Annotated in this window: 14 protein-coding genes; 11 read left to right on the top strand and 3 right to left on the bottom strand. The window is 60.1% G+C overall.

Annotated elements, in window-relative coordinates; translation table 11 throughout:
• Positions 1 to 19: 19 nt before the first annotated feature.
• From fba to tkt, 3 genes are read right to left on the bottom strand one after another with little or no spacing between them, the layout of a single operon-like run.
• Complete coding sequence (gene fba / locus QDY28_RS23195) at positions 20 to 1069, bottom strand: class II fructose-bisphosphate aldolase (protein WP_004129785.1); 1050 nt, start codon at positions 1067 to 1069, stop codon at positions 20 to 22.
• A gap of 6 nt (positions 1070 to 1075) precedes the next feature.
• Complete coding sequence (locus QDY28_RS23190; RefSeq protein ID WP_028753512.1) at positions 1076 to 2098, bottom strand: class 1 fructose-bisphosphatase; 1023 nt, start codon at positions 2096 to 2098, stop codon at positions 1076 to 1078.
• Entirely contained in the window at positions 2095 to 4104 is a 2010-nt protein-coding gene (gene tkt / locus QDY28_RS23185; RefSeq protein WP_051264138.1) for a transketolase, read from the bottom strand. Before tkt ends, QDY28_RS23190 begins: the two co-directional genes overlap by 4 nt.
• Positions 4105 to 4548: 444 nt before the next feature.
• On the opposite strand from tkt, the gene QDY28_RS23180 reads away from it, so the two are divergent.
• From QDY28_RS23180 to otnC, 11 genes are all read left to right on the top strand, one after another.
• The gene (locus QDY28_RS23180) at positions 4549 to 5679 is read left to right on the top strand and encodes a substrate-binding domain-containing protein (protein WP_028753514.1); all 1131 of its coding nucleotides are present in this window, start codon (positions 4549 to 4551) and stop codon (positions 5677 to 5679) included.
• Between the two features lie 54 nt (positions 5680 to 5733).
• A complete protein-coding gene (locus QDY28_RS23175; protein WP_013984663.1) occupies positions 5734 to 7317 on the top strand; it encodes a sugar ABC transporter ATP-binding protein in 1584 nt (527 codons plus the stop codon).
• The gene (locus QDY28_RS23170; protein ID WP_004129795.1) at positions 7307 to 8284 is read left to right on the top strand and encodes an ABC transporter permease; all 978 of its coding nucleotides are present in this window, start codon (positions 7307 to 7309) and stop codon (positions 8282 to 8284) included. The genes QDY28_RS23175 and QDY28_RS23170 overlap by 11 nt, the downstream gene beginning before the upstream one ends.
• Before the next feature lie 29 nt (positions 8285 to 8313).
• Positions 8314 to 9174: an NAD-dependent epimerase/dehydratase family protein gene (locus QDY28_RS23165; RefSeq protein WP_004129798.1), complete on the top strand. Its 861-nt coding sequence runs from the start codon at positions 8314 to 8316 to the stop codon at positions 9172 to 9174.
• 91 nt (positions 9175 to 9265) lie between these two features.
• Positions 9266 to 9913: a GntR family transcriptional regulator gene (locus QDY28_RS23160; RefSeq protein ID WP_281414474.1), complete on the top strand. Its 648-nt coding sequence runs from the start codon at positions 9266 to 9268 to the stop codon at positions 9911 to 9913.
• 12 nt (positions 9914 to 9925) lie between these two features.
• Complete coding sequence (locus QDY28_RS23155) at positions 9926 to 11041, top strand: isocitrate/isopropylmalate dehydrogenase family protein (RefSeq protein ID WP_028753515.1); 1116 nt, start codon at positions 9926 to 9928, stop codon at positions 11039 to 11041.
• The gene (locus QDY28_RS23150) at positions 11038 to 11367 is read left to right on the top strand and encodes a putative quinol monooxygenase (RefSeq protein ID WP_028753516.1); all 330 of its coding nucleotides are present in this window, start codon (positions 11038 to 11040) and stop codon (positions 11365 to 11367) included. The genes QDY28_RS23155 and QDY28_RS23150 overlap by 4 nt, the downstream gene beginning before the upstream one ends.
• On the top strand, positions 11364 to 12074 hold the full coding sequence (locus tag QDY28_RS23145) for a haloacid dehalogenase type II (RefSeq protein ID WP_004129810.1): 711 nt from the start codon (positions 11364 to 11366) through the stop codon (positions 12072 to 12074). The genes QDY28_RS23150 and QDY28_RS23145 overlap by 4 nt, the downstream gene beginning before the upstream one ends.
• A gap of 14 nt (positions 12075 to 12088) precedes the next feature.
• Positions 12089 to 13567, top strand: a complete 1479-nt coding sequence (locus tag QDY28_RS23140; protein WP_028753517.1) for an aldehyde dehydrogenase — start codon at positions 12089 to 12091, stop codon at positions 13565 to 13567.
• Between the two features lie 3 nt (positions 13568 to 13570).
• Positions 13571 to 14845 (top strand): 3-oxo-tetronate kinase, encoded by a 1275-nt coding sequence (gene otnK / locus QDY28_RS23135; RefSeq protein WP_028753518.1) that lies wholly within the window; start codon positions 13571 to 13573, stop codon positions 14843 to 14845.
• Positions 14842 to 15489, top strand: coding sequence for a 3-oxo-tetronate 4-phosphate decarboxylase (gene otnC / locus QDY28_RS23130; RefSeq protein WP_004129830.1), 648 nt, complete (start codon positions 14842 to 14844; stop codon positions 15487 to 15489). The genes otnK and otnC overlap by 4 nt, the downstream gene beginning before the upstream one ends.
• Positions 15490 to 15549 lie beyond the last annotated feature (60 nt).

The following is a 15549-nucleotide window of genomic DNA, read 5'->3' as shown; positions in this document are numbered from 1 at the left end:
CAAATGGATGTTGGCCGACCTAGAGCGAGCCGGCTCGATACCGCTTCGCCATTTCCGCGAGCGGCACAACATGAATGGAGCTTGCGCGTCCTGCCGTTCCGAAAGCTTCGAATCTCTCGCGGCACAGCTTTGAAAGCGCCGTCATTGCAGGCTTCAAATATTTGCGAGGGTCGAATTCTGTCGGATCTTCGGACAGCACTCGGCGCACCTGCCCGGTCATTGCCATGCGGCAATCAGTGTCGATGTTGACCTTTCGCACACCATGCCGAATGCCGCGCAGGATTTCCTCGAGCGGCACGCCCCAGGTGGGCTTCATCCGCCCGCCGAAGCGATTGAAAATTTCTTGCAACTCCTCCGGCACGCTTGACGAACCGTGCATGACGAGATGGGTATTCGGAAGTTTCCGGTGGATCGCCTCGATAACATCCATTGCCAGCACGTCACCGTCCGGCCGGCGTGAGAACTTGTAGGCGCCATGGCTGGTGCCCATTGCGACGGCAAGCGCATCCACCTTGGTCTCCGCGACAAATTTCGCCGCCTCCTCCGGATCGGTCAAAAGCTGATGCGGATCGAGCTTGCCTTCGACGCCGTGACCGTCTTCCGCCTCGCCCGTACCGGTCTCAAGCGAGCCCAGAACGCCAAGCTCCCCTTCCACCGAAACCCCTGCCCAATGGGCCGTGTCGCTGACGCTTCTCGTGACCTTGACGTTGTAGTCCCAATCCGCCGCGGTTTTCCCGTCAGCAAGGATCGATCCGTCCATCATGACGGACGTAAAACCATGCTGGATCGCGGTGACGCAGGTGCTCGGTTCGTTTCCGTGGTCAAGATGGACGCAAACGGGGATATGCGGATAGATTTCCGTCACAGCCTCCATCATGTGCTTGAGCATGATGTCGTTGACATAGGCTCGGGCCCCACGGCTCGCCTGGAGAATCACAGGCGAATCCGTTCCGTCGGCCGCTTCCATGATGGCAAGCGCCTGTTCCATGTTGTTAATGTTGAACGCCGGTACGCCGTAGCCGTGTTCGGCGGCATCATCCAGCAGCTGGCGGAGAGTAATCCTGGCCATGACGTGTTACTCGCTGGTTGGATTGGAATTGAGATAGCTTGCGATCACGTCGACCTCCGTCGCCGAACCGAAAACCAGCGGCGTGCGGCAATGGTGAGAGGTCGGGATCTTGTCCAGGATGGCGGTCGTGCCGTCGGTGGCCCGCCCCCCGGCCTGCTCCATCAGGAACGCGATCGGATTCGCTTCATACACCAGGCGAAGGCGCCCATTTTCAAAGCCGGGTCGCTTGTCGCCGGCGTAGAAGAACACACCGCCCCTGATCAGGATCCGGTGGAGCTCTCCGACTGCCGATCCGAGCCAACGCATGTTGAAATCGCGGCCGCGCGTTCCCTCCTTGCCGGTCAGACAATCCTGAAGATACAGGCTCATGGCAGGGTGAAGGTGACGGTGGTTGGAAGCGTTATATGCAAGCTCGGACGTGTCGCGAGGTATCTGAACCTGCCTTTTGACGATCAGGAACTCGCCGGTTTGGGGATGCATCGTCGCCAGCAGCACACCCTCACCGACCGAAAAGCCCAAATCGACCGTGTTGCCGAATGAGACATAACCGGCCGCGGCCTGGCGCTTTCCAGGGGTTAAAAAGGGATCTTCAGCTTCGCAGAAAGGCATGATCGAGAAGATCGTGCCGACGGGCGTGCCCAGCCCGACATTGCCTGAACCGTCGATCGGATCGATTGCGACCGCAAAATGCTGGCCATTGAGCATAACTGGCGCGTCGGCCTCCTCGGACAGGACCCTGGCAGCGCCTGCGCGTGCGAGTATTTCGACGAACAACTCGTGCGACGCGATGTCGATTGCCTTTTGCGCATCACCGTCGGTATTTGATCCGACAAGGTGGGCCAGATCGCCCTCCAGGGAACCGGCTGCGATGCGTGCGGATAAAAGACAGGCGGCATCCAACACACCGTTGATTAGAGCCGCCACCCCCTGACGGGACAAATCCTCAGCAGCCCAGGTCGAGAGGTACTCATCGACAGAACCATACTGGACGCCCGCTTCGTCATTTCCGGGTGTCGCCGGCGCGCTCATTGCTTGCCCCTTATCCTTGCTAGGGCGCGCGTGACGATTGCGTCACGCGTGATCCCAAATTGCTCGTACAGCGTCTCGGCCGGCGCAGACGCTCCGAAGCCGGACATCCCAATCACGTCGTCTTCGCTGTCGACATACCTAGTCCAGCCGAACTTCGAGAGCGCTTCCACGGCAATGCGCGGCGCGTTGCCGAGGACCGAGCTGCGGTAATCCTTGGGCTGCTGTTCGAAGAGATCCCAGCTCGGCATCGAGACGACAGCGGCGGGAACGTTTCTCGCCTCAAGCTCGTCGGCAGCCTGGATCGCAAGCGCGACTTCCGTTCCAGTGGCGATGATTGTGACGGCACGTTCGCTGCTCGCTTCCCGCAGCACATAGGCTCCCCGTGCGCAGCGATTGATGCCGTCACGCTGGGCGCGCAGTTGCGGGACATTCTGCCGCGAGAGCGCCAAAACCGACGGCGTGTTCTTGCTGGTTATTGCAAGATCCCAGCATTCCAGCGTCTCGATGGTGTCGGCCGGCCGGAATACATGCAAGTTCGGCATTGCCCTGAGGCTGGCAAGATGCTCGACCGGCTGGTGCGTCGGACCGTCTTCGCCAAGACCGATCGAGTCATGCGTCATCACGAAGATAGAGCGGACGCCCATCAGAGCCGCCACACGAATGGCATTGCGGCAATAATCCGAGAAGACGAGGAACGTGCCACCATAGGGTATGACGCCGCCGTGAGCCGCCATACCGTTCATCGCGGCGGCCATGGCAAACTCTCTAACGCCATAGCTGACATACCGCCCGCTTGCAGCGGCGGTGAAATCGCTGTCGACGGCCGGAACCCGGGTCAAGTTTGAGTGGGTGAGGTCAGCGGACCCGCCGATCATTTCCGGAAGCAGCTCCGTCAGCGCTTCCAGTGCGATCTGGCTTGCCTTACGCGTTGCCACTGATTGCGGCTTGTCGAGCAGCTTTGCCTTGGCGGCGTTGACCGCTTCCTCATATCGCGCTGGCAATGAGCCGGCGGTGCGGCGTTCAAACTCACTTCTGACATCTGCGCCCGCTGCTTCGAGCCGCGCTTGCCAGTCCTTGCGCGCCTTGGCGCCCTTCGCGCCGACTTCGCGCCAAGTTTTGAGGATTGGAGCAGGAATCTCGAAAGTGTCCGCCGTCCAGCCATAGACTGCCTTCGTCGCGGCGGCTTCGCTGGCGCCGAGCGGTGCACCATGTACGGAGCTTGTTCCTGCCCTTGACGGAGAGCCGTATCCAATGATGGTTTTCAGGGCTATGAGGGATGGTCTGGATCCTTCCGCCTTCGCCTGCGAGATCGCCGCGTCGATCGCATCCGGATCATGACCGTCAACGCGCTGCGTGTGCCATCCGTAGGCGTCGAACCTCGCGAGCACATCTTCCGAAAACGCGATTGCGGTCGAGCCGTCGATGGTGATGGAGTTGTCGTCGTAAAGGACGATCAACTTGCCGAGCTGCAGGTGGCCGGCCAGCGAAGCAGCTTCCTGACCAACACCTTCCATGAGACACCCATCTCCACAGAAAACGTAGGTCCGGTGATCGACAAGCGCTGCGCCAAATTCGGTTGATAGGCGCCGCTCCGCGATAGCCATTCCGACAGCCGACGCGATCCCCTGTCCGAGCGGCCCGGTGGTCGTCTCGACGCCAGCGGTGTGCCCGTATTCGGGATGACCTGGCGTTTTGGAGCCCCATTGGCGGAAGTTGCGAACCTGCTCAATCGTCATGTCTTCGTACCCGGTGAGGTGCAGAAGGCTGTAGAGCAGCATCGAGCCATGGCCGTTCGACAGGACGAAACGATCGCGGTCCGGCCAGCCAGGTTCGCTTGAATCGAACTTGAGGTGCCGGCCGAACAGCACCGCCGCCGCATCAGCCATGCCCATGGGCATTCCGGGGTGCCCGGACTTTGCGGCCTCAACCGCGTCGATCGACAGGACACGGATAGCGTTCGCGAGATCGCGGATCGAAACTGCTGCTGTCAATTCTTCCTCCCTCATAAACCGCGACTAATGTGGCGCACTTTTCTGGATATCACAATATCGAAACACAAAATAACGTATTATATACGACAAACATAACAATATCACATTCCGCTGCAAAAAGTCTGCCCATCGACATCATACCTCATACCTTATACCTCTCTATTTGCGCAATAGCTTTTATTTGACTACCGCGTCGATCGGGAGCCGTAAGGATCGTTCCGGGTCGATTTCATGGGGGCGGTCTGCCTCGATCCGTTTGGTGGCAAACGGACAAGACGACCACCGTGATGAATACCGCGTTGGGCACTCACGGTGGTTGAAACCATCCCAAATGCGGGATGCTCAATTCGGCTCGCCGATGTTTCCCGACATTTCTTCAGTTGACAGCTTTTACAAATGCATTAACGTATACGTTATTGAATTCGAGGAACTCAATAGGCCTTAAAGGGAGGAACCGAAATGCCTATGACGATGCGCAAGTCCCTACAGATGATCGCCCTTGCCACTGCCCTCGGCGGCAGCGCTGCCTATGCGCCGAGCGCCTTCGCGATCGATGTCGATAAACAGATCAAGGATATTGAAAGTCACCCGGCAAGCGGGCCCAACGGCGAAAAAGCGACCCTCGCGAGCGACCTGAAGCTATCCGCCGAAGAGATCGAAAAGATCAAGGCGAAGCATGCCAAAGCGGCCATTGTGATGCACTACACGGCGTCTGACTGGGCCAAGGCCCAGATGGCCGGGCAAAAGAAGGCCCTGGAAGAGCTCGGCGTCGAAATCGTTGCGACGACTGATGCTGGATATCGCGCGGAGCAGCAAGTTTCAGACATCGAAAGCGTCATGGCGCTCAAACCTGACGTCATGATCACCGTTCCCGCCGAGCAGTCAGCCACGGCCGCAGCATACAAGAAAGCTGCTGCCGCTGGCATTAAGATCATCTTCCTTGACCAGACCGGCGCCGGGATGAAGGCTGGCAAAGACTATGTGAGCCTCGTCTCTTCCGACAACCGCGGGATGGGAAAGGTCGCCGCACTGCTCATGGCCAAGGCGCTCGACGGCAAGGGCGAAATCGGTCTCATCCCGCATGCGTCCGACCTTTTTGCCACCAAAGAACGCGTGGTCGGCTTCAAGGAAGCGATCAAGGATTATCCGGATATCAAGATCGTCCAGGAGACCGGTGTCGGAGGCCCTGATTTCTCAAGCGAATCCGAGCGCGTCGCCTCCGCAATGCTGACGGCCCACCCCAACCTCAATGGCATCTGGGCCGTGTGGGACGTTCCAACAGAAGGCGTCCTGTCAGCGGCGCGCGCAGCGGGCGCGTCCAAGAGCCTCGTCATCACCACTTGCGACCTTGGCGTCAACATCTCGATCGACATGGCTAAGAAGGGTTACGTCAAGGCAACCGGATCCCAGCGTCCGTACGGCGCCGGTTATGCCGAGGGCATCCTTGCCGGATACGCCCTACTCGGAAAGGACGCACCTCCCTACGTCGTGCTCCCGGCCCTTGCGGTGACCCGCGATAACCTGATCGAGGCGTGGCCGCAGTCGAACGGCGACCAGGCACCGAAGATTCTCACCGACGCAATGAACTAACGGTGCGCGGGAGCGGCTCCGGCCGCTCCCCGTCCCCAGCGGCGGACAACGACCATGAACACTCAAGCAGTCACCGAAACCCTCGCCGCCGTCAGGATGCGCGACGTGAGGAAATCGTTTGGCGGCGTGCACGCATTGCGCGGTGTCAGCCTGACGATCCAACCCGGGACAATCCATGCGCTGGTCGGCGAAAATGGCGCCGGCAAGTCTACGCTGTTGAAGATCCTGCAGGGCGTGGTCACACCCACGGAGGGATCCATCGAGGTTTTTGGCGAACACATGTCGTCAAGCTCTCCGGAGAATTCCCGCAGGCTCGGCATTGAGATGATCTTCCAGGACCTCAGCCTGATCCCCACCCTCACGGTCGCCCAGAACATTTTCCTCAACCGGGAGCCCCGCCGCCTGTCGATCTTGGTCGACGAGCGCAGGGAAATCGCACAGGCAGCCGAGATCATCGGCCAACTCAACCTCAGGGTTGATCCGAGGACGCCTGTTTTTGAACTCAGCCCCGGCCAGGCCCAGCTGACCGAGATCGCCAAGGCCATCCACCAGGACGCCAGGATCCTTATCCTTGACGAACCAACCTCGTCGCTGAGCGCACAGGAAGCCGACACTCTGTTCGGCATGTTGAAGAAGCTCACTGCGGCGGGAACAGCCGTGATCTACGTTTCCCATCGCATGACCGAGATCATGACGATCGCCGACGAGATTACAATTCTGCGTGACGGTCAGAACGTGACCTCCGGGAAGACATCCGAATTCACGCTCGACTCGATCGTGCAGCACATGGTCGGCAAGCGTGTCACCGGTTTCCAATACCAGGCGCGCGCCATTGATCGCAGCGGCAAACCCGCGCTGAGCGTACGTGGCCTTTCGGGCCCTTCGGGAAAACCCAGCGATGTCAGCTTCGACGTTCACAGGGGCGAGATTGTGGGAATAGCAGGCCTCATGGGCGCTGGCCGGAGCGAGCTTGCCCGCCTTCTTTTCGGCGTCGATAAGAAAACTGCGGGAACCGTAGAACTCGGCGACACTGCCGTTGAGTTCAAGTCACCTTCGGATGCGATCAAGGCTGGCATTGTGCTTGTTCCGGAGAGCCGCCACGAGGAAGGTCTGGTTGTCGAGCACAGCGTCGGCGACAATCTTGGACTGCCGCAGATCGGTCAGCTCGTCCGCGGTCCCTTCATCGACCGTCGACGCGAGGGAACACTGACCTCCGATCTCATCAAGCAACTGAGGATCAAGACGCCGTCCGCTGACAACAAGGTCAGGAACCTTTCCGGCGGCAACCAGCAGAAGATCGTTATTGCCAAATGGCTAGCGATTGATCCTTCGGTTGTCATTCTCGACGAACCAACAGCAGGCGTAGACATCGGTTCAAAGGCCGAGATCGTTGAACTCATTCGGAGCGTCGCCTCCTCCGGAAAGTCCGTCATCGTCATCTCGTCGGAACCAGCCGAGCTTCTGGCAACAAGCGACCGCATCCTGGTCATGAACAACGGACGTCTCGCGCGCGAAATCGAGCGCGACGAAATCGAAAGCTGGGCCACGATTGCCGGCGACGAAACTCAATCTCCGCTGATCCGCACCGAACTCGGTCTGCAGGTCGCGATTCAGAAGGCAACCCAAAATGTCCACTGAAGCCAAGACATTGAACACAGAGACGGATGCAACCCACATGCGGCCGTGGCACAGCAACTGGCGCGACTACGTCGTCTACATCGGCTTCGTCGTCATCTTCATCGTCTTCGCGATCCTGCTGCAGGATCGCGGATTCCTATCTTCAAACAACCTGCTCAACATCCTGCGGCAGACTGCGATCGTCGCCATCGTTTCCATGGCAATGTCGTTCGTACTCTCGGCGGGCGAGATCGACCTCTCGGTCGGAGCCATAGCCGGACTGTCGTCGGTGGTCGCTGGCCTGGTGCTGAGCAAGTACGGTCTATTCCCCGGCATTCTCGCGGGCTTGACCCTCGGGCTGCTGGTAGGCGCCGTAAACGGCGGCCTGACTGCCTATCTCAACATCCCGTCGTTCTTGGTGACACTCGGCATGATGGGGATCGCGCGAGGGGTCGGAATGTGGGTAAGCGGCACTTCGCCTGTTCCAATTATCAACGATACGTTCATTTTCGTCTTTGGTTCCGGTAACATCGGCCCTGTTCCTGTCCTCGTTGTCTGGGTCGCCGTTCTGGGCACGATCGCCCATATCGCGCTCCGAAAGACACCGTTCGGCCGCAAGGTCATGTCGGCAGGCGGAAACTCGGTCGCAGCTCGCTACAGCGGCGTCGATGTCCGGAAAATCAAGTTCCAGGTGCTGCTACTGACGGGGATGGCCGCTGCGATCGCTGGCATGCTCTATGCTGGACGCCTGCAGTCTGGACGCTTCCAGCTTGGCGAAGGCGATGAGCTGTCTGTCATTGCAGCCGTGGTTCTCGGCGGTACCAGCCTATTCGGCGGACGCGGCACCGTGATCGGTTCCATCGTCGGTGCCCTGCTCATCGGTGTCATCAACAACGGTCTTATTCTTGGCGGCCTCGACTACAGCCAGCAGCTCATCGCGCGCGGAATGCTCATCATCCTGGCTGTGGCGGTCGGCCGAAGCCGCTAACCTGGAAGGTTCTACGGAGGTATTACGATATGAGAGTTTTAGTCACAGGCGGCAGCGGCAAACTGGGTAGAGCCACGATCAAGCATCTGGTTGAGAGCGGCCACGACGTCATCAACGCGGATACGATCGCTCCGCCAGAAAACCTCTGCCCCTTCGTCAGGGTCGATTTCGAGGATATGCGCGCCACGATCGAGGCGATCAGTGGCTTTGATTGGGACCACAATCGCAACACTGAAGCCGTCGTCCATCTGGCCGCTGTGCCGATGCCGGGGCGCGTTGCTCCTGCGGATGTTTTCCGGGTCAACACCATTTCGACGTTCAATGTTTTCGAGTCATGCCGCTTGCTCGGCATCAAGAACATCGTGTGGGCGTCGAGCGAGACCCTGCTCGGCATTCCTTACGAGATCAAGCCTGACTATCTGCCGGCGGACGAGAATTATCAGTCGCGCCCGGAAACCTCCTATTCCCTCTCGAAGCATCTCGGCGAGGAGATGGCAAAGCAGTATTGCCGCTGGGACAGCGAGCTCAAGATCGTTTGCCTACGCTTCTCCAACGTTATGGACGAGAGCGAGTATGCGGACTTCCCGGCCTTCGAGCAGAACCCGGGCAGCAGACGCTTCAACCTTTGGACCTATATCGACGCCCGCGACGGGGCACAGGCGATCCGTCGCTCGCTCGAGTGGAGCGGCAAAGGTGCCGAGGTGTTCATCATCGCAAACGACGATGGGGTCATGACCACCTCCAACGAGGAACTCGTCAGGAGGTGGTATCCGGGGGTCCCGTTCAAGAAGCAGATCGGGAACAACGAAACCTTGCTGTCGATCGACAAAGCAAAGAGCGTTCTCGGATACCAGCCTGAACATAGCTGGCGAAAATATGTAGGCTCCTGAGAAATCAGCCAGCTTGAAGGGAAAGAAAATGCCGACCAGGAAACAGACAGCACCGGTCTCAGAGATCAAAGAGGACGCCTTCGCGAAAACAATGACCGCGACAGCGCACCTTCGGTTGCGCCAGCTCATCCTGGATAACAAGTGGGCGCCCGGTTACCAGGCGACCGAACAGGAAGTCGCGTCCCAGTTGGGGATGAGCCGGACGCCCGTAAGGGAGGCGCTCATGCGCCTCCAGCAGGACGGACTTGTCTCGGTGATCCCGAGGCACGGAATGCGGGTTCTGCCGATTTCTATTTCTGACATGAAGGAAATTTACGAAATCCTGACGTCGCTCGAGAGTACGGCTGCAGAGCTTGCCGCCAGCCGCCAGCTTTCCGAGGATCAACTCCGGGGTCTCGAAAAGGCGACGGCCGACATGGACCATGCGCTTTCACAAGATAATTTGGAGCGCTGGGCGCAGGCGGACGCAAGATTTCATGAGCAACTGCTCGACCTTGGCGGCAACCAGATGCTCAAGTCGGTCGTCCTCAATTTCATCGACCGCGCACATCGCGTCAGGATGGTGACGCTGAAGATGCGTCCCAAGCCGGTTAACTCAACCCGCGAACATGCAGAACTCGTGCAAGCAATCCGCGAAGGCGACCGCGAAAAAGCAAGAAACATTCACAAGGCGCACCGCGAGCGGGCAGGCAAGGAACTGCTCGACCTTCTCGAGCGCCTCGGCCTCAACCACCTCTAGGACAGGTTTCAAATGTCATCGTTGTACAACACTCTCAAGATCGCAGTCCTTCCCGGCGACGGGATCGGCAGGGAAGTCATGCCTGCCTGCCTGGAATTGATCGACGCCGCCGTCAGCCAGGCGGGCGCGCCACCGCTCGTGTTCGAGACGCATCAGGCCGGTGCCCAGCACTACGCGGAGACCGGCGAGGCCCTGCCCGCCGCCGCGCTCGAGGCCTGCCGGACATCCGACGCAATCCTCTTCGGCGCGATGGGCTGGCCCGACATCCGCTTCCCGGACGGGACGGAAATCATTCCGCAGCTCGACCTGCGCATGGAGTTCGGCCTGTTTGCAGGTGTCCGTCCGATCCGGTGGTTTCCCGGCCTTCCGAAAGTGCTGTCCGATCCTCGCGCCGAAGGAATCGACTTCGTGTTGGTCCGCGAGCAGACAGAAGGACTGTTTTATGCGCGTGGCCGTGGCGAAGTGCTAAACGACCAAGAGGCCTACGACACGATGCAGATCACGCGGGCCGGCACCGAGCGCGTTACCGAATTCGCTTTCCAGCTGGCCGCCCAGCGCAAACGTCGCGGCAAGGCCGGCACGGTGACCTGCGTCGACAAGGCGAATGTCTTCAGTTCGATGGCTTTCTTCCGGAAGGTTTTCGATGAGATCGCCGCCAAGCACCCCGAGTTGCAGAAGGACTATGCCTATGTCGACGCGCTGGCGCTCAACATGGTGAAGAAGCCTTGGACGCTTGACGTGCTGGTGACCGAGAACATGTTTGGCGACATCCTTTCCGACCTTGCGGCCGGTCTGATCGGCGGCATGGGTATGGCCCCTTCGGCGGACATCGGCGATACGCACGGCCTCTTCCAGCCGGCACACGGGACCGCTCCCGATATCGCGGGCAAGGGCGTCGCCAATCCGGGCGCAATGTTCCTGTCGGGAGCGATGATGCTCGACTGGCTGGCGGTGAAGCACGGGGATCAGCGGCTTGCTGACGCCGCCGGGCTGATCGAGGCCGCGGTCGAGCACACCTTGTCGACCAAGATCGCGGTTCCAATGGAGTATGGCGGAAGCGCCAATTGCGCGGAGATGACGCGCAGCGTGATCGGCGCTCTGGGTGCCGTCCGCAAGGAGGTCGCATGAGTTCGGCATCCACAGGCTTTGTCGTGGTCGTAGAGTTCGTCGTTCGAAACCAGTTCGCCGATAATTTCGATGCGGCGATAATCGAGAATGCGGCGACGTCGCTGCGCGACGAACCGAACTGCGAAGTGTTCGATGTCTGCCGCGATCCTGAGCGGCCCGAGCGAATCTACCTCTATGAAGTCTATGGCTCAAGAGCCGATTTCGACTTCCACCTGAAGACGCCGCACTTCACGAGCTTTGATGCGATGGTTCGAGATTGGGTGGCCGAAAAGCGAGTGGAAACGTTCGAGCGCATTTCGTCCCACAAGAAGGAGGGCGCGAGATGACCAGCAGCGTCAAGGCGATTGTCTTCGACACGTTCGGCACTGTCGTCGACTGGCGGGGTTCGATCATCCGCGATCTCACCGCCTGGGGCGCGGCGGAGGGCCTGCAGATCGACTGGACCGGTCTCGTCGACCGCTGGCGAGACCATTACAATCCCCAGAAAGCGCGGGTGCGCAGCGGCGAGTTGCCGTGGACGAACCTGGACGAACTTCACTTCGATGCCTTGAAGGCAGTGTTCGCAGAGATGGGGCTGGCCGAACTAGACCACGACCGGATGATGCACGTCAACAAGGTCTGGCATCGCCTGGACGGCTGGCCCGACACATCGCGCGGGCTACACCGGCTGAAGTCGAAGTTTATCATCGGCCCTCTGTCCAACGCCAATGTCGCGATTCTCGTCAATATGGCAAAGCATGCCGACTTGCCGTGGGACAACGTGTTCTCCTGCGAGCTTTTCCAGCACTACAAGCCCGATCCTGAGACCTACCTCGGGGTCTGCAAACTCCTTTATCTGGAGCCCGGGGCCGTCATGATGTGCGCTGCCCACAACTACGATCTTGCCGCCGCGCGCAGCCTTGGCCTTAAAACCGCATTCATCGCACGACCCACCGAATACGGCGAGGGCCAGACGACCGACCTCACAGCCGAGCAGCGCTGGGATTACGTCGCCGACGATCTCGAAGACCTCGCCCGACAACTCGGATGCTAGAAGAGAGAAAGACAATGCAGACATACAAGATGTTCATCGACGGCAAGTGGGAAGACGCTGCCAACGGAGATACGTTCGAGACGAAGAACCCTTTCAACGGGCAGACCTGGGCCGCTATTCCGAAGGGCGGCAGGGAAGATGCGGAACGAGCAGTCGAGGCTGCGCACCGCGCCTTCACGAGCGGTCCGTGGCCGAAGCTCACCGCGAGCGCCCGCGGACACCTTCTTCGGCGTCTTGGCGACCTGATCGCCGAGAATGCGGAGCATCTCGCGACGATCGAGGTTACGGACAACGGCAAGCTCATCAACGAGATGCTGTTTCAGCTCAAATACATCCCGCAGTGGTACTACTACTTCGGCGGGCTGGCGGACAAGATCGAAGGAGCGGTCATCCCGATCGATAAGGCGGACACCTTCAACTTCACTCGTAATGAGCCGCTCGGCGTCTGCGTCGGGATTACGCCGTGGAACTCCCCTCTCCTGCTGCTCGCCTACAAGCTGGCACCGGCACTCGCCGCAGGGAACACATTCGTGGCAAAGCCCTCGGAGTTCACGTCTGCTTCGACCCTTGAGTTCGCAAAGCTCGTCGAGCAGGCTGGCTTTCCCGCGGGCGTCTTCAACGTCGTCACAGGGTTCGGCGCAGATGTCGGCGAGACGCTGACGACCCACAAGTACGTCGCCAAGATCGCTTTCACGGGAAGTGAAGGCACCGGGCGCAAGATCGGCGAGCTTGCAGCGCGCAACTTCAAGAAGGTTACGCTTGAACTCGGCGGCAAGAGCCCGCACATCGTCTTCGACGATGCGGAGATCGACAATGCCGTCAACGGGGTGATCTCCGGCATCTTCGCTGCCACCGGACAGACATGTATTGCGGGCTCACGATTGCTCGTGCAGCGAAAGATCCACGACCAGTTTCTCGAGAAGATCGTCAACCTCGCAAAAACGGCGAGAATGGGCGATCCGCTCTTGACGTCGACGCAGGTTGGCCCCGTGACGACGCCGCCGCAACTCGAGAAGATCCTCGGCTATATCAACATCGCAAAAGGCGAAGGCGCCGAATGCGTTCTCGGTGGGGGGCGGCCGGACAATGCCGAGCTCTCCAGGGGCTGGTTCGTCGAACCTACGATTTTCTCCGGGGTCCGAAACGACATGCGCATCGCGCAGGAGGAGGTCTTCGGCCCGGTTCTGGCGGTCATCCCCTTCGACAGCGATGAGGAAGCCGTGCATATTGCCAATGACACCAATTACGGGCTGGCCGCGGGCTTCTGGACCCAGGACATGCGTCGTATCCTGAAGGTTTCGGCCGCTATCCAGGCTGGCACCATCTGGGTCAACACTTACCGCGTCATCAGCTATATGTCGCCGCTGGGAGGCTACAAGCACTCCGGCATCGGTCGCGAGAATGGCATCGCCTCGATCCAGAACTACATGCAGACGAAGAGCGTGATGATCTCGACCGCTGAAGACGTCGCCAACCCCTTCATCATGAGGTGATTCATGGTGGCCGCCGGAAAGTTGCTGGTCGGCTGCGTCGCCGACGATTTCACGGGAGCGACCGACGTCGCGAACATCTTCGCGCGCGCCGGCCTCAAAACGACGGTGCTGATCGGCGTTCCTGAAGACGACAGGGACATTGACGCCGACGTAATCGTTGTCGCCCTCAAGACTCGAACGACACCTCCGCAAATGGCGGTCGAGCAGTCCTTGGCCGCGCTGCGATGGCTGCGTGGCTGTGGCGCGCAGAAGTACTACTTCAAGTACTGCTCGACGTTCGATTCCACGGCGAAGGGCAACATCGGCCCGGTCGCCGACGCGATGCTTGCGGAGCTTGGCCAATCCATAACGATCGCCTGCCCCGCCTTCCCTGCCAACGGCCGGACGGTTTACAAGGGCAACCTGTTCGTCGGCGACGTGCCGCTGGACGAGTCCGGCATGCGCAATCATCCGTTGACGCCGATAACAGACGCGAACCTGCTGCGGGTGCTCGGGCCGCAGTCGCGGGCCGAAATCACCGGATGCTATTACGAGACGGTGAAGCAAGGGGCGTCCGCCATCGCCGAATGGGCCGCCCCCATTCACGGCGACGGCACGCGTATTGTCGTCATCGACGCCCTGGCTGACGAGGACCTTGTCGAGATTGCCCAGGCATTCAAGGATCTCGTGCTGTTCACCGGTGCGTCGGGCCTGGCATATGGGCTGGCTCGTGTTCTTCTTGCCGGCGGGAACAGCCGCGACGCTGCCGTTACGACTGACTTGGAAGAAGGCTACAGAGCCGTCGTCTCCGGTAGCTGCTCGGTCGCAACCAACGGACAGGTAGAGGCGATGCTCGCAGACCACGAGGGTTTCCGCGTCGACCTCTCAAAGCTGGCGGACGGCGGCGATGTCGTCGGCGAGGCCGTCGAGTGGGCCTCGTCCCGTCTGGGCCGCAAGCCTGTTCTCATCTATGCGACGGCTCTGCCCGACGAGGTGAAGGAAAACCAACGCAAGTTGGGCGCCGCGCAGTCCGGCGAGATGGTCGAGGCCGCCCTCTCCTCAATCGCGCGAAGGCTCGTCGAGAAGGGTGTGAGCGATCTCATCGTCGCCGGCGGCGAGACGTCGGGAGCGGTGGTGAAGTCGCTCGGCGTCGACCAGCTCTCGATTGGCAACGAAATCGCCCCCGGAGTGCCGTGGGTACACGCAAAGAGCCAGGGGCGATCTCTGTCGCTCGCGTTGAAGTCCGGCAACTTCGGCGAACGGGACTTCTTCATGAACGCTTGGGACCGGCTACGATGATAGGCTCCATATCTGAAGAGACGAAGGTCCGCGACGAGATAGTCGAGGTCGGTCGCTCGCTCTTCGACCGCGGGCTGACCGCAGGATCGACCGGCAACATCAGCGTCCGTCTGTCGGACGGTCGAATTTTGATGACGCCCACCAACGCTTCGCTGGGCGTGCTCGATCCAGCACGGCTGTCCTGCTTTTCGGCGGAAGGCGTGCATGTCGGAGGTGACAAGCCCACCAAGGAGGCGTTCCTCCACAAGTGCATGTATTGCGGTAAGGACAATCGCCGAGCCGTCGTCCACCTGCATTCAACCTATTCGGTTGCCGTCAGCTTGTTGAAGCAGGTCAACGAGCGCGACGTTCTGCCGCCCCTGACCGCCTACTATGTCATGCGTATCGGTTTCCTGCCGCTCGTGCCGTATTTTCCTCCCGGAGACGAAGCGCTGGCGGCGGCGGTGGGAGCCGCCGCCGCGAACCATCATGCGGTGTTGATGGCAAACCATGGACCTGTCGTCGCGGGCAAGTCCCTAAAGGACGCCCAGTACGCGACAGAGGAGTTGGAGGAAACGGCGAAGCTCTTCTTGCTCTTGCAGAACCACGAGGTCCGGCCGCTCACCGCCGAGGAAAGGGCCACCTTGATCAATCTCTCGAGGTGACAAGAGCGCGTTACGAACCAGGAGGAACCCAGCGGGTCTGGGTGCCGTAACCTGCACTCT

The sequence above is a fragment of the Rhizobium sp. BR 362 genome, assembly GCF_036528765.1.
Taxonomy (GTDB): Bacteria; Pseudomonadota; Alphaproteobacteria; order Rhizobiales; family Rhizobiaceae; genus Rhizobium.
Note: the sequence above shows the minus strand (reverse complement) of the source record. Positions and strands in the feature narration are given on the sequence as shown.